The sequence below is a fragment of the Nonomuraea sp. NPDC002799 genome (assembly GCF_053592075.1).
Window position 1 is genome coordinate 11,951 of record NZ_JBSFVA010000064.1, and the last position, 22,271, is coordinate 34,221.

At 73.4% G+C, this 22,271-nt stretch carries 7 protein-coding genes; 5 read left to right on the plus strand and 2 right to left on the minus strand.

Features of this window, described 5'->3' with window-relative positions; genetic code table 11:
- The first annotated feature begins 129 nt into the window (after nt 1-129).
- Complete coding sequence (locus tag ACWD0F_RS49455; protein ID WP_449889748.1) at nt 130-6,456, plus strand: amino acid adenylation domain-containing protein; 6,327 nt, start codon at nt 130-132, stop codon at nt 6,454-6,456.
- Nucleotides 6,457-6,570: 114 nt separating this feature from the next.
- Here ACWD0F_RS49455 and ACWD0F_RS49460 read toward each other — a convergent pair whose 3' ends face one another.
- Both ACWD0F_RS49460 and ddaH read right to left on the minus strand, forming a co-directional pair.
- Nucleotides 6,571-7,275: a thioesterase II family protein gene (locus tag ACWD0F_RS49460; protein WP_449889749.1), complete on the minus strand. Its 705-nt coding sequence runs from the start codon at nt 7,273-7,275 to the stop codon at nt 6,571-6,573.
- Between the two features lie 87 nt (nt 7,276-7,362).
- Complete coding sequence (gene ddaH, locus ACWD0F_RS49465) at nt 7,363-8,208, minus strand: dimethylargininase (RefSeq protein WP_449889751.1); 846 nt, start codon at nt 8,206-8,208, stop codon at nt 7,363-7,365.
- Between the two features lie 262 nt (nt 8,209-8,470).
- On the opposite strand from ddaH, the gene ACWD0F_RS49470 reads away from it, so the two are divergent.
- The 4 genes from ACWD0F_RS49470 to ACWD0F_RS49485 all read left to right on the plus strand — a co-directional run.
- Nucleotides 8,471-9,169, plus strand: a complete 699-nt coding sequence (locus ACWD0F_RS49470) for a thioesterase II family protein (protein WP_449889753.1) — start codon at nt 8,471-8,473, stop codon at nt 9,167-9,169.
- Nucleotides 9,170-9,350: 181 nt separating this feature from the next.
- Nucleotides 9,351-10,541 (plus strand): NAD(P)/FAD-dependent oxidoreductase, encoded by a 1,191-nt coding sequence (locus ACWD0F_RS49475; protein ID WP_449889754.1) that lies wholly within the window; start codon nt 9,351-9,353, stop codon nt 10,539-10,541.
- A gap of 15 nt (nt 10,542-10,556) precedes the next feature.
- A complete protein-coding gene (locus ACWD0F_RS49480; RefSeq protein ID WP_449889756.1) occupies nt 10,557-18,293 on the plus strand; it encodes an amino acid adenylation domain-containing protein in 7,737 nt (2,578 codons plus the stop codon).
- A partial coding sequence (locus ACWD0F_RS49485; RefSeq protein WP_449889758.1) for an amino acid adenylation domain-containing protein occupies nt 18,290-22,271 on the plus strand: 3,982 nt, incomplete at its 3' end. The genes ACWD0F_RS49480 and ACWD0F_RS49485, both read left to right, overlap by 4 nt.

Here is a 22,271-nt window from a genome sequence, read left to right on the forward strand (position 1 = left end):
TCGCCGGCGGGCGGCCCGCGAAAGCGTTGCCCCGCGCCGGTGCGGCTGTCTATCGTCCATCTCGAATACGCCCTTCGCCGCGTCGTCCCCGGGTGCCCGCATTTCCCCACGAGTAGAGGTGAGTTTCCCTTGTCCACGCTGAACGCCTCGTCCGCACAGACTGGCATGTGGCTCGCGCAGAAACTGGCGCCCGACGTGTCGAACAACATCGCCGGAATCTGGGAGATCCACGGCGACGTCGATTTCACCGTCTTCGAATCCGCGGTGCGCACCTCGCTGACCGACACCGGGACGGCGCTGGTCAATTTCCATGAGGACGCGGCCGGATTACGCATGACGCCGCGCGGGCTCGATGACTGGCGGGCGTTCTTCGCGGACGTGTCGGCGGCGGCCGATCCGGAGAAGGCGGCGTACGAGACGATCTCCGAACGCGTCGGCGAGCCGTTCGACCTGAAAAGCGACCCGCTTTTCCGGGTGGGGCTGGTCAAACTCGGCGAGGGCCGTTTCTTTCAGGCGTTGGTATTTCACCACATCGTCACGGACGGCTTCGGGGTGATCTCCTTCTCCGGCCGGATCGCCGAGGTCTACACCGCGCTGAAAGGCGGCGGCACGGCGCCGGATTGGACCGGCGGCGGGCCGACGCTCATTCACGAGGAGGACGTCCGCTATCGTGGTTCCCGGCGATTCGCCGACGACGCGGCATTCTGGCGCGATTATCTGGCCGGCGGCCACGACGTCGTCCGGCTGCCGAGCGTCCGCCACGCGGGCCGCGAGCGGACCGGCGCGGGCGGCGAGTGGCGGGCGACGACGCGGTCCGCCGGCGTGCTCAACAGCACCCGTGTCGTCCCGAAGGACGAGGCCGAGGAGTGGGCCAGGGTCGCCGCGTCCATCGGCACGACGCTGCCGACCCTGCTGACGACCGCCGCCGCCGCCTACTTCCGCCAGGTGTGCGACGTGCCCACGCCGGTGTTCTCGCTCGCCGTCAACAACCGGCGGGGGAAGCTGCGGCACACGCCCGGCCTGCTGGCCAACTTCGTGCCGATCCGGGTGCCGGTGCCGCTCTCGGCCAGCTTCGCCGACGTTGCCGGCACGGTCGCCACCGAGCGGTACGCCGTCCTGCGGCACGCCTCCTACCTGGTCTCCGACATCAAGCGCGAGATGGGACAGTCGGGCTCGGCCCGCAGCCCGCTCGGCGTCATCGTCAACTTCATTCCGCCCATCGACGACCGCGACCTCGGCGGCAGCCGCGCGACCTTCGCAGGCGGCGCGTTCCCCACGCTCGACGAGCTGATGATCGTGATCCACTACGGCGGGCGCGACCCCGGCGACCTGTGCGTCCGCATCGACGCGCCCGCCGCCGCGTACGAGCCGGCCGACCTGACCGCCATCTCCGGGCAGCTCCTCGCCTTCGTCCGCGCGGTCGTCGCCGACCCGCACGCCCGCGTCGGCTCGGTGGACGTGCTGCCTCCCGGCGAGCGTGGCCGGCTGCTGGACCGGCTGGTCGATCCGGCGGTGCCGCAGCCGGAGCGCACCGTCGCCGAGCTGTTCGAGCGTCAGGCCGCGGCCACCCCCGACGCCGTCGCCGTGGTGGCGGGCGAGGCGTCGCTGAGCTACCGCGAGCTGGACGAGCGGGCGGACCGGCTGGCGCGCGTGCTGGCCCGGCACGGGGCGGGCGTCGAGACCATGGTGGCGCTGGCGTTGCCGCGCTCGGCCGAGTTCGTGGTGGCGATGCTGGCCGTGCTGAAGGCCGGCGGCGCGTACCTGCCGATCGAGCCGGGTTACCCGCCGGAGCGGGTGGAGCTCATGCTCGGCGACGCGCGTCCCGCGCTGCTGGTGACCACCTCGGACCTGGCCGGCCGGCTGCCGCACGGCGACCTGCCCTGCGTCCTCGTCGACCAGCAGACCGAACCAGCGCACGACGGCGCGGCCGGCGAACCGCCGCACGACGGCGCGGCCGGCGAACCGCCGCACGACGACGCGGTCGGCGGGCCGGACCGGCTCGCCTATGTCATGTACACCTCCGGCTCGGAAGGCAGGCCGAAGGGCATCGCGGTGACCCATCGCGGCGTCGCCGGGCTCGCGCTGGACCGGCGCTTCGCGGGTGGCGCGCAGGAGGCGGTGCTGTTGCACTCGCCGCTGACCTTCGACGCCGCCACGTACGAGTTGTGGGTGCCGCTGCTGAGCGGCGGCCGGGTGGTCGTGGCCCCGCCGGGCGACCTGGAGGCGGACCGGCTGGCCGCCCTGCTCGCCGAGCACCGGATCACCTCCTTGTGGCTGACCGCCGGCCTGTTCGCCGTGGTCGCGGAGGAGCGCCCAGGCTGCTTCGCCGGCGTCCGCGAGGTCTGGACCGGCGGCGACGTCGTCTCACCCGCGGCGGCGGAGAAGGTGTTGCGGGCCTGCCCCGGCGTCAAGGTGGTCAACGGCTACGGCCCGACGGAGACCACGACGTTCACCTCCTGCCACACCCTGGAGTCCCCGGAGGGCATCGGGGAGGGCGTCCCGATCGGGCGGCCGATGGACAACATGTGGGGTTACGTCCTCGACGGCGCGCTGCGGCCGGTGCCGCCCGGCGTGGCCGGCGAGTTGTACGTCGCCGGCGCCGGGCTGGCGCGCGGCTACCACGGCCGGGCGGTGCTGACGGCGGAGCGGTTCGTCGCCTGCCCGTTCCGCGGCCCCGGCGAGCGCATGTACCGCACCGGCGACGTCGCCCGCTGGACCCCGGAAGGCGAGCTGGACTACCTCGGCCGCGCGGACTTCCAGGTGAAGGTGCGCGGGTTCCGCATCGAGCCGGGCGAGATCGAGGCCGCTCTGGAGTCGCATCCGGCGGTGGCCCGCGCGGTCGTGGTCGCCCGCGCAGGCCGCGGTGGCGGCAGGCGGCTCGTGGGGTACGTGGTCCCGGCGGGCGGCGACCACGCGGGTGACCTGACGGACTTCGAGCTCGACGCCGGCGTGTCGGTGGCCGAGCTGCGCGCCTTCCTGCTGGACCGGCTGCCGGAGTTCATGGTGCCGTCGGCGTTCGTGATGATGGGCCGCCTGCCGCTGTCGGCGAACGGGAAGGTGGACCGGGCGGCGCTGCCGGAGCCGGTCGTCGTCGAAGGCGTCTACCGCGCGCCGCGCACCGCCGGGGAGGAGATCCTGGCCGGGGTGTTCGCCGAGGTGCTCGGCGTGGACCGGGTCGGCGTCGACGACGACTTCTTCGCCATCGGCGGCGACAGCATCCGTTCCATCCAGGTGGTCGCGCGGGCCAGGACGGCCGGGATCGAGGTCACCGCGCAGGAGGTGTTCGAGCTCAGGACCGTCGGGGCGCTGGCGGAGGCGGCGGCCGGGCGCACCCACGACGGCCCGGTGCTGGAGGAGCTGCAAGGCGGCGGCGTCGGCTGGGTCCCGCTGCCACCGGCCGCCCGCCACGTGCTCGACCTGGGCGGCGGCATCGGCCGCTTCTCCATGTCCGTGGTCGTGGAGCTGCCCGCGGACATCGACGAGGCCGGGCTGGCCGCCACCCTGTCGGCGGTCGTCGATCGCCACGACGCGCTGCGCTCCCGGCTGGTCCGGGGCGAGGAGCCCGGCCTGCAGGTGTACCCGCCCGGCGCGACGCGGGTCGAGGGCCTGATCACCCGCGTGCCGTGCGCCGGCGACTGGCGCGAGCGGGCCGCCGCCGAGATCGACGCGGCGGCGGGACGGCTGGACCCGGGCTTGGGGGTGATGGCGCGGTTCGTCTGGTTCGACACCGCCGACGGGCCGGGCCGGCTCGGCATCGTGCTGCACCACCTCGTGGTGGACGGCGTCTCCTGGCGGGTGCTGGTGCCGGACCTGGCCGCCGCGTGGCAGCGGGTACGCGCCGGCCAGGCGCCGGAGCTGCCGCCGGCCGGCACGTCGTTCCGGCGCTGGGCGCACGCCCTGGGCGAGGAGGCGGCGCGGCGCGCGGCGGAGCTGCCGACCTGGCAGGCCGTCCTCGACGGCCCCGACCCGCTGCTGGGAACGCGCCGGGTGGAGCCGGGAGTCGACGTCATGTCCACGGTCGCCATGGTCAAGGTGCGTCTCGACCCGGTCACCAGCGAGGCCCTGCTCGCCGGGCTGCCCGCCGCCTTCCACGGCGGCGTGAACGACGGCCTGCTCGCCGCGCTCGCGATCGCGGTCGCCCGCTGGCGCCGCCGGCGCGGCGTGACGGAGTCCTCGCTGCTGGTCCGGCTGGAAGGCCACGGCCGCGAGGAGACCGTCGTCCCCGGCGCCGACCTGTCCCGCACGGTCGGCTGGTTCACCAGCATGTTCCCCGTCCGGCTCGACGTCGCCGACAACGACCTCGACGACGCCGTCGCGGGCGGCAGGTCCGCCGGCCGCGTGGTCAAGCTGGTCAAGGAGCAACTCCGCGCCATCCCGGACAAAGGCATCGGGTACGGCCTGCTGCGCCACCTCAACCCGGACACCGCCGCAGAGCTCGCCGCCCATCCCGAGCCGCAGATCGGCTTCAACTACCTCGGCCACTTCTCCGCCGCCGCCCTGCCCAAGGAGCTGCGCGGCGACGGCTGGTCACCGCTGAGCGGCGTGGGCGAGTTCATCCCCGCGCCGAACGCCGACATGCCCGTCCTGTCGGCGCTCGACGTCAACGCGTTCGCCACCGAGGCGGGCCTGGAGGCGGGCTTCGCCTTCCCGACCGGCATCCTCACCGAGGACGAGGTGCGCGAGCTGGCCGACCTGTGGATCGCCGCCCTGCGGGGCCTGGCGGCGCACGCGGCCCGGCCGGGGGCGGGCGGCCTGACGCCGTCGGACGTGCCGCTGGTCAAGGCCGGTCAGGCGGAGCTGGAGGCGTGGGAATCACGTTACGGGAAGCTGGCCGACGTCTGGCCGGTCACCCGGGTCCAGTCGGGCCTGCTGTTCCACGCGATGCTGGCCGACACCTCCTTCGACGCCTACCACATGCAGATGGTCTTCCACCTGTCCGGGCCGGTCGACGCGGAGCGCATGCGCGCCGCCGGGCAGGGGCTGCTGCGGCGGCACGCCAACCTGCGGCCGGCGTTCGTCGCCGACGCGGCCGGCGACCTGGTCCAGGTGGTGCCCGAGGAGGTGGAGCTGCCCTGGCACGTGCTCGACCTGCGCGGGTCCGGCTCCCGTACGGCGGCGCTGGAGGACTTCCTGACCCGGGACCGCGACGCGCACTTCGACCCCGCCGTCGCGCCGCTGCTGCGCCTGACCCTGGTGGTCCTGGAGGACGAGCGGTCGGAGCTGGTGCTGACCGCGCACCACGTGCTGTTCGACGGCTGGTCGCTGCCGCTGATGATGCAGGATCTGCTGCGCCTGTACGCCGGCGACACCCCGCTGCCGCGGGCCCGGCCCTACCGGGACTTCCTGGCCTGGCTGGCGGAGCAGGACCAGGAGGAGTCCGCCCGCGTCTGGGCGGCGGAGCTCGACGGAGTCGGCGAGCCGACCCTGGTGCTGCCCGGCGCCTCGCTCGAAGCCGGCTGCAGCATGGAGCACGTCGAGGTGCCGCTGGAGGGCGCGCGCGGCCTGTCGCGGCGCGCCGCCGAGCTCGGCGTGACGCTGAACACGCTGGTGCAGGGCGCGTGGGCGGTCTTCGTGGCCGGCCTGACCGGACGCGACGACGTGGTGTTCGGCGCCACGGTCTCGGGCCGGCCGGCGTCGCTGCCCGGGGTGGACGAGATGGTCGGCCTGTTCATCAACAGCCTTCCCGTACGGGTGCGCTGCGGCGCGGACCGGACCCTGGCCGAGGTCCTGGTCGAGCTGCAGGAGCGGCAGACCATGCTGCTCGGCCACCACTACTACAGCCTGGCCGACGTCCAGCGGGCCAGCGGGCTGCCGACGCTGTTCGACACGCTCGTGGCCTACGAGTCCTACCCGATCGACCGGGCCGGCATCTCCCAGGCGAACACCTCGGCCGGGGTCGCGATCACCGGAGTGCGGCCGTTCGCCGGATCGCACTACGCGCTCACTTTGACCGCCTCGGCCGATCCGCGGCTCCGGCTGTCCCTGCAGTATCTGGACCACGAGCTCGACCGGGAGGCCGTGACGGAGGTCGCCGCCCGGTTCGCGCGGGTCCTGAGCCACTTCGCGGGCGACCCGGGGGTGAGCGTCGGCGCGCTGCTCGGTCAGGAGGACCTGAGCCAGGTGCTGGCCTCCTACCGTCGCGACGACGGGCCCGGCACCGCCGTGGCGCAGGCCCGCGAGACGGCCTACCGGGCGCCGCGGAACCCCGGCGAGGCGGCGCTGGCGGCGCTGTTCGCCGAGATCTTCGAGCGCGACCGCGTCGGGATCGACGACCACTTCTTCGAGCTCGGCGGCAACTCGTTGCTGGCGATCCGGCTGGTGAGCCGGATCCGCGGCGAGCTGGGCATCGAGATCCCGATCCGGACGCTGTTCGAGGCGCCCACCGTGGCCGAGCTGTCGGGCCGGGCGCAACAACCGGCCCCGGCCCGCCGGCCGCGCCTGCAGCGCATGACCTAGGGGCACGACAAAAACGCCGTGGCGCACAGTGCGCCACGGCGTCCTTGTCATGTCGAAGACGGGGTCTTGGGCGCGAGCCGTTGCTGAGCGGCGACCCCAAGGCCCGGTCGCCGCTCAGAGACGGCTCGCTCCGAGCAGGCCACCGGCGACCAGTGGCAGCAGCCGGTCAGGGATCTCGTTGAGGAAGAAATGGCCGCCGGGCAGCAGGTGCACCCGGCACCCGGCCGTGCTCTGCCGCTCCCAGCCGGCCAAGGTGGCCGGATCCACCTCGGGGTCGTCGGCACCGCTGAAGACGGTGATGGGGCACGACAGCGGCGGGCCGGGCACGTACTCCCACTGGCCGACCGCCGAGAAGTCGGCGCGCAGCAGGGGCAGCAGCACCTCCATCACCTCGTCGTTCTCCAGCACCACCGGCGGCGTCCCGTCGAGCTCCCTGAGCCGGGCCTTGAAGCGCCGGTCCGGCAGCAGGTAGTCGAGGTTCGGCACGCGCGGCGCGTCCGGCGCGTCGTGGCCGGACACCAGCAGGCGCTCCGCCACGTGCCCGTGCTCGTGCTCCAGCACGCGGGCCAGCTCAAAGGCGAGGATGGCGCCGAGGCTGTGGCCGAACAGCGCGAAGGGCTCGCCGCCGAACGGCAGCACCCGTGGCAGGGCGTCCGCCACCAGGGCGTCCGCGTGCGGCAGGAGCCGGTCCCTGAACCTGCGTCCGCGTCCCGGCAGTTCGAGCGGGATCACCTCGATGCCGGCGGGCAAGGCGGGCTGCCAGCCTTCGTAGACACGTTCGGCCGAGCCCGCCGCATAGGGCAGGCAGAACAGGCGCATCGGTCGTCCTCTCTTGATCGTGTTCGAAGCGTGCGAAACGGCCGGTCGGCAGGGGTGCCGACCGGCTGCTCCAAGGTCCGTGCGGCGTCAGGCCCGCAGCTCCAGCGTGCAGCACTTGACGCTGCCGCCCGACTTCATCAGCTCGGTCGTGTCGCAGCCGATGGGCACGAAGCCGTGCTCGCGCAGCCGGCCGGCCAGCCGTCCGGCCTGGTCGGAGAGCACGACGTGCAGGCCGTCGGAGACCGCGTTCAGCCCGAAGCCGCGCGCGTCCTCCTCCTCGGCGAGGATCGCGTCCGGATAGTGGTGCTCCAGCAGCTCACGGCTCTCCGGGGCGAAGGCGCCCGGCAGGTACATGATCTCTTCGTGGTCGAGCACGGCCAGCGCGGTGTCGAGGTGGTAGAAGCGCGGATCGACCAGCCGCAGGCTCAGCACCTCCCGGCCGAAGAACTCCCGCGCCTCCTGGTGCGCCTTCGGATGGGTACGAAACCCGCTGCCCGCCAGGATGTGCTCCCCGGTGAACAGGAAGTCGCCCTCACCCTCGTTGACGTGCTCGGTCTGCCGCACCTCGCCGAAACCGTGGCGGCGGAACCACTCCAGATAGGCGGGCGCCTCGTCGGCCCGCTCCGGGTGCCGGAACCGGGTCACCAGAGCCTTGCCGTCCACCACGGTCGCCCCGTTCGCCGCGAACACCATGTCGGGCAGATCGGGCAGCGGCTCGATGTGCTCAACCGTGTGCCCCAGCTCGACCAGCAGGTCGTGCAGCCACTTCCACTGGGAGAGGGCTACGGCCGTGGAGGTCGTCCGGCTCGGATTCATCCAGGGATTAATGGAATAACAGACGTCGAAATATGCGGGCTTGCACATCAGGTAATGGCGTCGGCGCGCAGTTCTCGTACGGTATGGCACGCTGGTCACGCTCCATGCGCTCAGCATCGCCGGGCCCGGACGCGCAGGGTGGGGCGCCGGGCCGGGCAACAGCGGACAATGACACGATGCCTCGGTGGAGACAGCATTCAGAATGGGCGCGGCAGGTCGCCGTCCACAAGGCGGGCGGCGTTTCCCGTCCGGCCGGCGGGACACCGGTTCCGTTCCGTTGCGACGCGGCTGAGCCGCTCTTTACCGTGGATCGGGAGACCACCGGACAACCGAAAAAAAGGGGGGTGGCCGTCGTGCGGAAAGAGCGCCGGCGCGCGTCATGAGCCCGGCGGCGACGCGCCCGCGGCCGATCGTGGCGTTCGTCCCGCCGTCGTGTTGCGGCGCCGCGTACTTCCAGCGGCTGCGGCAGGCGTTCGACGGCCGGATCGACTGCCGGCTCGCCGAGTTGCCCGGCCACGGGCGCCGTTCCCATGAGAGGGCGGTCACCCGCGCCGACCTGGCCGTCCGCGACGTGTTGCGGCAGGTCGGCGGGCGGGTGGACGCCTTCTACGGCGAGAGCCTGGGCGCCTTCGTGGCCCTGCAGGCGATCGCCACGCTGGAACCGGCCGGGGCGCCGCTGCTGCTGGCCGCCTCCAACTCCCCGCCCTCGGCGCGCGAGCGCATCAGGACGGAGGACGTCCGTGACATCGGCACCGCCGCCGCCGCGATGCGGGCGCTGGGCGGCGAGATCCCGGCCGAGGTCATCGCCGATCCCGACCTCGCCGAGTACGCCTATCCGCTGATCAGGGACGACCTCTACCTGTCCCAGTCGTTCAACGAGCTGGCCCGCGACACGAAGATCTCCAGTGACACGCTGGTCATCGCCGGCCAGCGCGACACCGGGGTGCGGCGGCTGGACCTGTGGTCCGCGCACACCCGCGGGCGTTGCGAGGTCGTCAAGCTGCCGGGCGGCCACCTGCTGTCCGCGGACAACCCGTCGGGCGTGGCCGCCACGGTCCTGGACTGGCTGCGCGCCTGACCCGTCCCGCCGGCCGGACGGTCGTCAAGGCTCCGCGGGCCGGAACCCGCCGGTGCCCCGCCCGAACCTGGCCCGGCTTTCAGCTGGCTGCCTATAGTCCAAGAGGTCCCGATGAATAACGACGGGAAACGCTGAATGCGGCACGAAATCCGGAGAAAAGCCCTATCGAATGGGAGGCGCCATGTATGACGTCATCGTGGTCGGTGCGCGTTGTGCGGGATCGCCAACGGCGTTGTTGTTCGCCCGCGCTGGATATCGCGTCCTGCTGCTGGAAAAGGTGCGTTTCCCGCAGGACACCCTCTCATCCCATTACATTCATCAGCCCGGGGTCGCGTTACTCGACCAATGGGGGCTGCTCGGCAAAGTACGGGCGGCCGGCACCCCGCCACTCGACCACGCCAGTTACGAGGCCTCGGGCGCCGTACGCGTGGACGGTTGCTCACTGCCGGACCACGGGCAGCGCGCGGCGTTCGCGCCCCGGCGCTTCGTCCTCGACCCGATCCTCGCCGAGGGCGCGGTGGCGGCCGGCGTCGAGTACCGGGAAGGCTGCAAGGTCATCGACCTGCTCTACGACGGCGGCCGGGTCGTCGGCGTGAAGGGCACGGAGGGTGACAAGCCCTTCTCCGAACGTGCCCGGCTCGTCATCGGCGCGGACGGCATGCGCTCGAACGTCGCCCGCCTCCTCAAGGTGCCCATGACCATCGAGGACCCGCGCATGACCTGCACCTACTACAGCTACTGGGAGGGCCTCCCCTCCCACTTCGAGCTGTACGAGCGCCCGGGCCGCTGGGTCGCCGTGATCCCGTCCAACCACGGGCGCACGCTGGTCATGACCTACTTCCCGCAGAACGAGTTCGGCCGGGTGCGCTTCAACGTCAAGCCCGAATACCTCGAAGCCATCCGCACCACCGCGCCCACGGTCTACGACCGGCTGGCCTCGGCCACCCACGCCGAGCAGATGTACGGCACCGGCGACCAGCGCAACTTCTTCCGGCAGGCGTCCGGGCCCGGCTGGGCCCTGGTGGGCGACGCCGCCCACCACAAGGACTCCATCGCCGCCCGCGGCATCACCGACGCCTTCCACCAGGCCAAGCTGCTCACCGAGCTGGTCGGCGAGGATCTCGGGAACCCGGCCGCCCTCGACGCCGCCCTCGGGCGGTACACGCGTGAGGTCGAGGAGCGCTTCGCCGACTTCTACCGGAGCACGCTGACCGTGGCCGAGCTCAGGGTCCCGGAGGACCGGATCGCCCTGCTCCAGCGGATCGCCGGTAACCAGCCCATGGTCGATCGTTACTTCGCCACCCTCTCCGGTGCGTGCGAGATCGACGACTTCTACAACGCCGAGCTGCTGGAACTGCTCGCAGTGAGCTGAGAGGGGTAGGACGAAATGGTTCCGTTGTCGTATGCCCAGCGCCGGTTGTGGTTCATCCACCGGTTCGAGGGCCCGTCGGCGACCTACAACGTCCCGTTCGTGCTGCGCCTGACGGGCGAGCTGGACGCGGTCGCGTTCGAAGCGGCGATGCGTGACGTGGTGCTGCGGCACGAGAGCCTGCGCACCCTGATCGCCGAGGACGCTGATGGTCACGCGTTCCAGCTCATCCTGCCGCCGGGCGAGGTGACACTGGACGTGCCGGTCCTCGACGTGACCCGCGAGGGCGTGCCGGCCGCGGTGACGGAGGCCGTGTCCTACCGCTTCGACCTGGCCGCCGAGCTGCCGGTGCGGGCCCGCGTGTTGCGCTGCGGGCCGTCCGAGTACGTGCTCGTGCTGGTCGTCCACCACATCGCCTGCGACGGCGAGTCGGCGGCGCCGTTCGGCCGGGACCTGATCGCGGCCTACTCCGCGCGCCGCGACGGACAGGCGCCGGGCTGGGCCGAACTGCCCGTCCAGTACAAGGACTACACGTTGTGGCAGCGGCAGTTGCTGGGCGAGGAGTCGGACCCGGACAGCGTCGCGGCCACGCAGCTCGCGTACTGGCGCGAGGAGCTGGCCGGGGTGCCGCAACCGCTGCGGCTGCCGCTGGACCGGCCGCGCCCGCCGGCGGCCGGTCATCGGGGCGCGCTGGTCGAGTTCTGGCTGGAGCCGGAGCTGGTGACCGGGCTGGAGCGGCTGGCCAGGGAGCACGGCGCGACGCCGTCGATGGTCTCCCAGGCCGCGCTCTCCGTGCTGCTGCACCACCTGGGCGCCGGCGAGGACCTGACGATCGGCTGCCCCATCGCCGGGCGCATGGACGAGGCGCTCGACGACCTGGTCGGCTTCTTCGTCAACACCTGGGTGCTCCGGGTGGACCTGGCGGGCAACCCGGCCTTCTCCGAGCTGCTGCGGCGGGTGCGGGGGAAGGCGCTGTCGGCGTACGACAACCAGGACATCCCCTTCGAGCGCCTGGTCGAGGTGCTCAGCCCCGGCCGCACCACCGCCTACCAGCCGCTCTTCCAGGTCATGTGCGCCTGGCAGATCCCCTGGCCCGACCTGGACATCCCAGGACTGCGGGCGGCTTTCGAGCCGACCGCCACACAGACCTCGAAGTTCGACCTGTTCTTCAACATCATTCCGGACGGCGCTGGACGGGTGCAGTGCCGGCTGGAGTACGCCACCGACCTGTTCGACCGGGAGACGGCGGAGGGTTTCGCCGCGCGGTTCGTCCGGGTGTTGCGGCAGGTGGCCGCGGACCCGTCGGTGCGGGTGGGCGGCGTGGACGTGCTGGCGGCCGGGGAGCGCGACTGGTTGTTGTCGTCGCTGAACGAGTCGGTGATGCCGGTCCCCGAGGTGTCGGTCCCCGAGCTGTTCGAGCGCCGGGTGGCGGCCTGCCCCGACGCGCCCGCCGTCGTCTGCGACGGCCAGGAGTGGACCTACCGCGAGCTGGACCAGCGGGCCGGGCGGCTGGCGGGCGAGCTGATCCGCCGCGGCGTCGGCCCCGAGTCGCTGGTGGCGGTGGCCGTGTCGCGCTCGGCCGAGCTGGTGGCCACGCTGCTCGGCGTCTGGAAGGCCGGCGCCGCGTACGTGCCGGTGGACCCGGCCTATCCGTCCGCGCGGGTGGCGGCCATCCTGGCCGACGCGGCGCCCGCGCTCGTGGTCACCGACCGGAGCGCCGCCGAGGCGCTGCCGGAGGACGACATCCCCCGGCTGTTCGTCGAGGTGCTCGATCTGGCCACGGGCCCCGGCGCCGGGGTGCGGGTGCGGCCGGACGGGCTGGCCTACGTCATGTACACCTCCGGCTCCACCGGCACGCCGAAGGGCGTCGGCGTCACCCATCGCGGCGTCGTCAACGGCGTGTTGCGGCTGACCGAGGTGATCCGGGTCCGGGGCGGCACCCGCATGCTGGCCGGGACGTCGATCAACTTCGACGTGTCGGTGTTCGAGTTGTTCACCACGCTGCTCGCGGGTGGTTGCGTCGAACTGGTGCGCGACGTGCTGGTCGTGGGGGAGCGCGGCGGCTGGTCCGGTGGCGTGATCTCCGGGGTGCCGTCCGTGATGGCCGCCGTGACCTCCGAGGTCGGCGGCGCCCTCGACGTCGAGTCGGTGGTGCTGGCCGGCGAGGCCCTGCCGGCCGGGCTGGTCGAGCGGCTGCGTACGGCGCTGCCCGGTGTCCGCGTGGTCAACAGCTATGGACAGACCGAGAGTTTCTACGCGTCGGCCTTCGTGGTGCCACCCCATTGGCCGGGCGCGAACGGCGTGCCGATCGGCCGCCCGCTGGGCAACATGCGCGCCTACGTGCTCGGCCCCGGGCTGGCCCCGGTGCCGCCGGGCGTGGCCGGTGAGCTGTACGTCGCCGGTCTGGTGGCCCGCGGCTACCACGGCCGTCCCGACCTGACCGCCGCCCGCTTCGTGGCCGACCCCTACGGCCCGCCCGGCGAGCGCATGTACCGCACCGGCGACGTCGTCCGCTGGGGCGCCGACGGGCAGCTCGAGTACGTCGGCCGCGCCGACGAGCAGGTCAAGGTACGCGGCTTCCGCATCGAGCCGGCCGAGATCGAGGCCGCGCTGACCGCCCACCCGGGCATCGACCAGGCCGTCGTCGTCGTCCGCGAGGACCGGCCCGGTGAGCGCCGGCTCGTCGCCTACCTCGTGCCCATCGGCGTGGGCGGCGGCGTCTTCGGCGGCGACGGCGCGGGCGGGATCGGCGACTTCGACCTGCACTCCGGCGTGTCGGTGACCGAGCTGCGGGCCTACCTGCGTGGCCGGCTGCCGGAGTTCATGGTGCCGTCGGCGTTCGTGATGATGGGCCGCCTGCCCCTGCTCGGGAACGGCAAGCTCGACCGGGCCGCGCTGCCGGAGCCGGTGATCGTCGAGGGCGCCTACCGCGCGCCGCGCACGCCCGAGGAAGAGGTCCTGGCCGGGGTGTTCGCCGAGGTGCTCGGCGCGGACCGGGTCGGTGTCGACGACGACTTCTTCACCGTCGGCGGCGACAGCATCCGCTCCATCCAGGTCGTCGCGCGAGCCCGCGCGGGCGGCGTCGAGGTCACCGCGCAGGAAGTGTTCGAGTGCCGGACCGTGGCCGCGCTGGCCGAGGTGGCCGCCGGCCGCGGCCAGACGGCTCCGGTGCTGGCGGAGCTGGACGGCGGCGGCGCCGGCTGGCTGCCGCTGCCGCCGGTGGGCCGCCACGTGCTCGGCCTGGGCGGCGGCATCGACCGGTTCTCCATGACCGTGGTCGTGGAGCTGCCCGCGGGCATCGACGAGCCGGGGCTGGTCGCCACCCTGTCGGCCGTCATGGAGCGCCACGACGCGCTGCGCTCCCGGCTGGTCCCCGGCGACGAGCCAGGGCTGCTGGTCGCGGAGAGCGCGGCGATCGAGGTCACCCGCGTCGCCTGCGACGGCCGCTGGGACGAGCGCTGGCTGGAGTCGGCCGCCGCCGACCTGGACACCGCCGCGGGCGAGCTGGACCCGGTCAACGGCGTGATGGCGCGCTTCGTCTGGTTCGACGCGGCCGAGGGGCCGGGCCGGCTCGGCATCGTGCTGCACCACCTGGTGGTGGACGGCGTCTCCTGGCGCATCCTGGTGCCGGACCTGGCCGCCGCCTGGCAGCGCGTACGCGCCGGCCAGCGGCCCGAGCTTCCGGCCGTCGGCACCTCCCTGCGCCGCTGGGCGCACGCGCTGGCCGACGAGGCCATCGAGCGCGCCGAGGAGCTGCCGGCCTGGCACGCCATCCTCGACGGCCCCGATCCGGCGCTCGGCGCCCGCCGCGTCGACCCGGCCGTGGACGTCATCGCGACCGTGGACACGGTCAAGGTGCGGCTCGGCCCGGCCGTCAGCGATGTGCTGCTGTCCGAGCTGCCCGCCGCCTTCCACGGCGGCGTGAACGACGGCCTGCTGGCCGCGCTGGCGATCGCCGTCGCCCGCTGGCGGCGCGGGCGCGGCGTGTCGGAGTCCTCGCTGCTGGTCCGGCTGGAGGGCCACGGCCGCGAGGAGGGCGTCGTCCCCGGCGCCGAGTTGTCGCGGACGGTGGGCTGGTTCACCAGCATGTTCCCCGTCCGGCTCGACGTGGCCGGCTGCGACGTGGACCAGGTGCTGGCCGGCGGCCCCGCCGCGGGCCGCGCGATCAAGCTGGTCAAGGAGCAGTTACGCGCCATCCCCGACAAGGGCGTCGGGTACGGCCTGCTCCGCCACCTCAACCCCGCGACCGCCGACGAGCTCGCCGACCACCCAGAGCCGCAGATCGGCTTCAACTACCTCGGCCAGTTCTCCGCCGCCGACATGCCCGACACCCTCAAGGGCCTGGGCTGGCTGCCCGTCGCCGAGACCACCGGGCTCGTCCCGCCGCCGGACGCGGACATGCCGGTGCTGTCCGCGCTGGAGATCAACGCCCTGGCCACCGAGGCCGGGCTGGAGGCCGCCTTCTCCTTCCCGACCGGCATCCTGTCCGGCGACGAGGTGGCCGAGCTGGCCGACCTGTGGACCGCCGCCCTGCGCGGCCTGGCCGTACACGCCATGCAGCCGGACGCGGGCGGCCTGACGCCGTCGGACGTGCCGCTGGTCAAGGCGGGCCAGGCGGAGCTGGAGGCGTGGGAGACCCGTTACGGGAAGCTGGCCGACGTCTGGCCGGTCACCCAGGTCCAGTCGGGCCTGCTGTTCCACGCGATGATGGCGGGCAACGCCTTCGACGTCTACCACATGCAGCTCGTCTTCCACCTGTCCGGCCAGGTGGAGCCGGGCCGGATGCGGGCCGCCGGCCAGGCCGTGCTCGACCGGTACGCGAACCTGCGGGCCGCCTTCGTCGCCGACGCGACCGGCGACACCGTCCAGGTGATCCTCGACGAGCTGCCGCTGCCCTGGCGGCACCTCGACCTGAGCGACCTGGACGAGGCCGCGGCCGAGGCGGAGTTCGCCCGGTTCGTGGCCGAGGACCGCGAGGACCACTTCGACGCCATGAAGGCGCCGTTGCTGCGGCTGGCCCTCGTCACGTTCGGCCCGACGCGCTCCGAGCTCATGCTGACCGCCCACCACATGCTGTTCGACGGCTGGTCCACGCCGCTGCTGATGCGGGACCTCATCCGCCTGTACGCCTCCAGCGGCGACCCGTCGGCCTTGTCCCGGGTACGCGACTACGGCGACTACCTGACGTGGTTGTCCCGCCAGGACTCGGCGGAGTCGGCCCGCGCCTGGGCCGCCGAGCTGGCCGAGCTGGACGGCCCGACGTTGCTGGCCCCCCAGAAGGAGAGCGGCGAGAGCGCCACCGGGCTGGGCCGGGTGGAGGTGCCGCTCTCCCTGGACGAGGGCCGCGAGCTGACACAGCGCGCCGCCGAGCTGGGCATCACCGTCAACACCCTGGTCCAGGGCTCGTGGGCGATCCTGCTCGCCAAGCTGACCGGCCGCGACGACGTCGTCTTCGGCGCCACGGTCGCCGGCCGCCCCGCCACGCTGCCCGGCGCCGACGAGATGGTCGGGCTGTTCATCAACACGCTGCCCGTCCGGGTGCCGGCCGCGCCGGAAGAGCGGGTGACCGAGGTCCTGAGCAAGCTGCAGAAGCGCCAGAGCGCGCTGATGGACCACCACTACTACGGACTGTCCGACATCCAGCAGGCCACCGGCCTGTCCAAGCTCTTCGACACCCTCATCGTCTTCGAGTCCTACCCGGTCGACCGGCAGGGCATCGACGAGGCGAACACCAGCGCCGGCATCGGCATCACCGGTGTGCGGCCGTTCGCCGGCTCCCACTACCCCCTCACCCTGAACGCCGCCGACCCCTACCTGCGGCTCACGCTCGACTACCACGACAACGTCTTCGAGCGCGAGGCGGTGGAGGAGATCGCGGGGCGGTACGTGCGGGTGTTGCGGCAGGTGCTGGCCGACGCGCGGACCCGGCTCGGCGGCGTGGACGTGCTGGCCGGCAGCGAGCGCGAGTGGCTCCTGTCGGAGGTCAACCGCACCGGCGCGCCCGTCGAGGACACCACGCTCATGGAGGCGTTCGAGGCGCGGGTGGCCGCCGATCCGGGGCGGACCGCGCTGATCTTCGAGGGCCGTGCGTGGACCTATGGCGAGCTGAGCGAGTGGTCGAACCGGATCGCGCACTGGCTGCGTGAGCGGGGCGCGGGCCCTGAGCGGCTGGTCGCGGTGCGGATGGCGCGCTCGGCGGACATGGTGGCGGCGATCTACGGGGTCCTGAAGGCGGGCGCGGCGTATCTGCCGATCGATCCGGATCTGCCCCGGGAGCGGGTGGCGGCGATGCTGGCCAGTGCCTGCCCGGTGGCCGTGATCGAGGAGCTGCCCGAGCTGGCCTTCTATCCCGCCACGGACCCGGGCGTGCGTCTGGACCCGGCGACGGCCGCTTACGTGATCTACACCTCCGGCTCCACCGGCGGCCCCAAGGGCGTCCTGGTCTCCCACCGGTCGATCATGAACCGGATCCGGTGGGGACAGGCGCACTTCGGCATGACCCCGGAGGACCGGGTGCTGCTGGTGACGTCGTCGAGTTTCGACGTGTCGGTGCCGGAGTTGTTCGGCCCGTTGCAGGTCGGCGCGGCGATGGTGGTGGCCCGACCCGACGGGCGCAAGGATCCGGAATACCTGGCCCGGCTGATCCAGCGGGAGCGGGTGACCCAGGCCGACTTCGTGCCCTCGCTGCTGGAGGCGTTCGTCGCCGAGCCGGCCGCGGCCGGGTGTGACAGCCTGCGCTGGATCGAGGTGGCCGGGGAGGCGTTCCCGGTGGAGCTGGCCGAGCGGGCGAGCCGGATCCTGCCCTGCTGCGGCGTCCACAACGTCTACGGGCCGACCGAGGCGGCCGTGGAGGTCACCGCGCACCACTACCGGCCGGGCTCGGGCACGGTGCCGATCGGCACGCCCGTCTGGAACACCCGCGTCTACGTGCTGGACAAGGCGCTGCGGCCGGTGCCGCCCGGCGTCCCGGGCGAGCTGTACCTGGCCGGCGTGCAACTGGCGCGCGGCTACCTGGGACAGCCGGGGCTGACCGCGCACCGCTTCGTGGCCTGCCCGTACGGGCCGCCGGGCGAGCGCATGTACCGCACCGGCGACCTGGTCCGCTGGAACGACCAGGGCGAGATCGACTACCTGGGCCGGATCGACTTCCAGGTCAAGGTGCGCGGGTTCCGCATCGAGCCGGCCGAGATCGAGGCCGCGCTGCTCACCCATCCGCAGGCGAGCCAGGCCGTGGTGATCGTCCGCGAGGACCGGCCGGGTGACCAGCGGCTGGTCGCCTACGTCGTCCCCGCGCCGGACGCCGACGGGGCCGTCCTGGCGGCGGCGCTGCCGGAGCTGGCCGCCGGCCTGCTGCCCGAGTACATGGTGCCGTCGGTCGTCGTCCCGCTCGCCGCGGTGCCGATCAACGCCAGCGGCAAGCTCGACCGGGCCGCGCTGCCGGCGCCGGACTATGCCGCGAGCTCCTCCTACGAGGCGCCGCGCAACCCGCGCGAGGAGCTGATGTGCCGGCTCTTCGCCGACGTGCTCGGCGTGGACCGGATCGGCATCGAGGACGACTTCTTCGCCGCCGGCGGGCACTCCCTGCTGGCCGCCCGCCTCATCGGCCGCATCCGCACCGAGCTGGGCATCGACCTGTCCATCCGGGTCGTCTTCAGGAACCCGACCGTCGCCGCCCTGGCGGCCCAGTCCGAGAACAACGCCACGAGCAGCCGGCCACTGCTGCGCAAGCTGACCGTAGAGGGTAGAGCGAAATGATTCCGCTGTCGTTTGCCCAGCGCCGCCTGTGGTTCATCCACCGCCTGGAGGGCCCGTCGGCGACGTACAACATCCCGCTGGCGATCAGGCTCAGCGGCGCGCTCGACACGGGCGCGCTGGAGCTGGCCGTGCGTGACGTGGTGCTGCGGCACGAGAGCCTGCGCACGCTGGTCCTCGAAGACGAGGACGGCACCCCGTCGCAGCACGTCGTCCCGGCCGGCGGCATCACGCTCAAGGTGCCCGTCGTCGACGTGGCGCCCGAGGCGCTGCCGGCCGCGATGACCGAGGCGGTGTCCTACCGGTTCGACCTGCTGGCGGAGCTGCCGGTCCGGGCGTGCCTGCTGCGCAGCGCCCCGGACGAGCACGTCCTGATCCTCGTCATCCACCACATCTCGGCCGACGGCGCCTCGGCCGCGCCGTTGGGCAAGGACCTGATCGCCGCGTACGCGGCGCGCCGCGAAGGCCGGCCGCCGGGCTGGACGGAGCTGCCGATCCAGTACGCCGACTACACCCTGTGGCAGCAGGAGCTCCTCGGCGACGAGTCCGACCCGGACAGCATGGCGGCCAGGCAGCTCGCGTACTGGACCAAGGAGCTGGCCGGGGTGCCGCAACCGCTGCGGCTGCCCCTGGACCGGCCCCGCCCGCCCACGATGAGCCACCGGGGCGACCTGGTGGAGTTCAGCCTGGAGCCCGAGCTGCTGGCCGCGCTGGAGCGGCTGGCCACGGCGCACGGCGCCTCGGCGTCGATGGTGGTCCAGGCCGCGCTGGCCGTGCTGCTGCACCACCTGGGCGGCGGCGAGGACCTGACGATCGGCAGCCCCATCGCCGGCCGCATGGACGAGGCGCTCAACGACCTGATCGGCTTCTTCGTCAACACCTGGGTGCTCCGCGTCGATCTGGCGGGCAACCCGTCGTTCTCCGAGCTGGTCAGGCGGGTGCGCGACCGGGCGCTGGTGGCGTACGAGAACCAGGACGTGCCTTTCGAACGGCTGGTCGAGGTGCTCAGCCCCGGCCGCACCACGTCGTACCAGCCGCTGTTCCAGGTCATGTACGCCTGGCAGTTCCGCTGGCCCGCCCTGGAGATGCCCGGCGTCGAGGCGACGGCGATCCAGGCCACGAACGGCACCGCCAAGTTCGACCTGTTCTTCAACATGATCCCGGACCCGGCCGGCGGCCTGCAGGGCCGGCTGGAGTACGCCACCGACCTGTTCGACCGCAGCACGGCGGAGGCCATGGCGGCCCGGTTCGTCCGCGTGTTACGGCAGGTCGCCGCCGACGCGGACACCCGCCTGGCGGCGATCGACGTGCTGGAGCCGGGCGAGCTGGAGCGGCTGGCCGAGCTGAACGACACCGCGCGGCCCCTGCCCGACCAGACGATCACGGACCTGTTCGAGCGGCGGGTGGCGGCCTGCCCCGACGCGCCCGCCGTCGTCTGCGACGGCCAGGAGTGGACCTACCGCCAGCTCAACGAGCGCGCCGGACGGCTGGCGGGCGAGCTGCTGCGCCACGGCGCCGGCCCGGAGACGCTGGTGGCCGTGGCGATGCCGCGCTCGGCCGAGCTGGTGGCCGCGCTGCTGGCCGTCTGGAAGGCCGGCGCCGCGTACGTGCCGATCGACCCGAAGTACCCGAGCCGCCGGCTGGAGCTCATCCTCGCCGACGCCGCGCCGAAACTCGTGCTGACCGACGCCGCGACCGCGCGGACGCTCCCCGGCGACGCGCCCCGGCTGCTCGTCGAGGAGCTGGACCTGGCCTCGGGCGTCGGCGCCGGCGTGCGGGTGCGGCCGGACGGCCTGGCCTACGTCATGTACACCTCCGGCTCCACCGGCACGCCGAAGGGCGTCGGCGTCACCCATCGCGGCGTCGTCAACGGCGTGTCGCGGCTGATCGACGTGGTCGGCGTCCACGACGGAACGCGCATGCTGGCCGGGACGTCGATCAACTTCGACGTGTCGGTGTTCGAGCTGTTCACCACGCTGCTCGCGGGCGGCTGCGTCGAGCTGGTGCGCGACGTGCTGGTGGCCGGCGAGCGCGGCGGCTGGTCCGGCGGCGTGCTCTCCGGCGTCCCGTCCGTGCTGGCCGCCCTGGTGGCGGAGGCCGGCGACGGCCTCGACGTCGAGACCGTGGTGCTGGCCGGCGAGGGCCTGCCGGCCGCGTCGGTGGAGCGGCTGCGCGCGGTGCTGCCCGGCGTGCGGGTGGTCAACGGCTACGGGCAGACCGAGAGCTTCTACGCGTCGGCGTTCGCGGTCCCGGCCGGCTGGGCGGGCTCCGGCGGCGTGCCGATCGGCCGCCCCCTGGGCAACATGCGCGCCTACGTGCTGGGCCCCGGGCTGGCCCCGGTCCCACCAGGTGTGGCCGGCGAGCTGTACGTCGGCGGCCTCGTCGCGCGCGGCTACCACGGCCGTCCCGACCTGACCGCCGCCCGGTTCGTGGCCGACCCCTACGGCTCGCCCGGCGAGCGCATGTACCGCACCGGCGACGTCGCCCGCTGGAACGGAGACGGGCAGCTCGAATACGTCGGCCGCGCCGACGAGCAGGTCAAGGTACGCGGCTTCCGCATCGAGCCGGGCGAGATCGAGTCCGTCCTGACCGCGCACCCGGGCGTCGCCCAGGCCGCCGTGGTCGCCAAGGACGGGCAGCGGCTCGTCGGCTACGTGGTGCCCGCCGACGGAGACGGCGACGCCGAGCTCGGGGACTACGGCCTGCACGCGGGCGTGTCGGTGCACGACCTGCAGGCGTACCTGCGCGGCAGGCTCCCCGAGTACATGGTGCCGTCCGCGCTCGTCGTCCTGGGCGAGCTGCCGCTGATGGCGAACGGCAAGCTCGACCGGGCCGCGCTGCCGGAGCCGGTGGTCGCCGAGGGCGAGTACCGCGCGCCGCGCACCACCGAGGAAGAGGTCCTGGCCGGGGTGTTCGCCGACGTGCTCGGCGCCGACCGGGTCGGCGTGGACGACGACTTCTTCGCCATCGGCGGCGACAGCATCCGCTCCATCCAGGTCGTCGCGCGGGCCCGCGCGGGCGGCGTCGAGGTCACCGCACAGGAGGTCTTCGACTGCCGCACCGTGGCGGCCCTGGCCGTAGCGGCCGCCGGGCGCGCCGAGCACCGGGTGGTGCTGGAGGAGCTGCCGGGCGGCGGCGTCGGCCGGCTGCCCCTGCCCCCGGTCGGCCACCACCTCCTCAACCTGGGTGGCGGCATCGGGCGCTTTTCCATGTCCGCCGTGCTGGAGCTGCCCGCCGACATCGACGAGGCCGGGCTGGCCGCCACCCTGTCGGCGGTCATGGACCGCCACGACGTGCTGCGCTCCCGGCTGGTCCCCGGCGACGAGCCCGGCCTGCTGGTGGACCCGCCCGGCACGGTGAACGTCGCGAACCTGATCACCCGCGTGCCGTGCGCCGCCGACGACGACGGCTGGCGCGAGCGGGCCGCCGCCGAGCTGGACCAGGCGGCGGACCTGCTGGACCCGGCCGCCGGCGTGATGGCGCGGTTCGTCTGGCTCGACGGGCCGGGACTGCTCGGCATCGTGCTGCACCACCTCGTGGTGGACGGCGTCTCCTGGCGCATCCTGGTCCCGGACCTGGCCGCCGCCTGGCAGCGCGTACGCGCCGGCCAGCGCCCGGTGTTGCCACCCGTGGGCACCTCCCTGCGCCGCTGGGCGCACGCGCTTGGCGACGAGGCGACCGGCGCGGACCGGACGGCGGAGACGTCGTGGTGGCATGAGGCGCTCCAGGGCCCGGACCCGCTGCTCGGCACCCGCCGGGTGGATCCGGCCGTGGACGTCACCGGCACGGTCGAGACGATCAAGGTGCGCCTCGACCCGGCCACCAGCGAGGCCCTGCTCACCGGGCTGCCCGCCGCCTTCCACGGCGGCGTGAACGACGGCCTGCTCGCCGCGCTCGCGATCGCCGTCGCCCGCTGGCGCCGCCGGCGCGGCGTGACGGAGTCCTCGCGGCCGTGGCCTTCCAGCCGGACCAGCAGCGAGG

Bases quoted from the DNA above. Each gene is read 5' to 3' on its own strand.
- ACWD0F_RS49460 (WP_449889749.1), bottom strand. From the start codon at position 7,275: ATGCGCCTGTTCTGCCTGCCCTATGCGGCGGGCTCGGCCGAACGTGTC.
- ddaH (WP_449889751.1), bottom strand. From the start codon at position 8,208: ATGCTGAGCGCATGGAGCGTGACCAGCGTGCCATACCGTACGAGAACT.
- ACWD0F_RS49470 (WP_449889753.1), top strand. From the start codon at position 8,471: ATGAGCCCGGCGGCGACGCGCCCGCGGCCGATCGTGGCGTTCGTCCCG.
- ACWD0F_RS49475 (WP_449889754.1), top strand. From the start codon at position 9,351: ATGTATGACGTCATCGTGGTCGGTGCGCGTTGTGCGGGATCGCCAACG.
- ACWD0F_RS49480 (WP_449889756.1), top strand. From the start codon at position 10,557: ATGGTTCCGTTGTCGTATGCCCAGCGCCGGTTGTGGTTCATCCACCGG.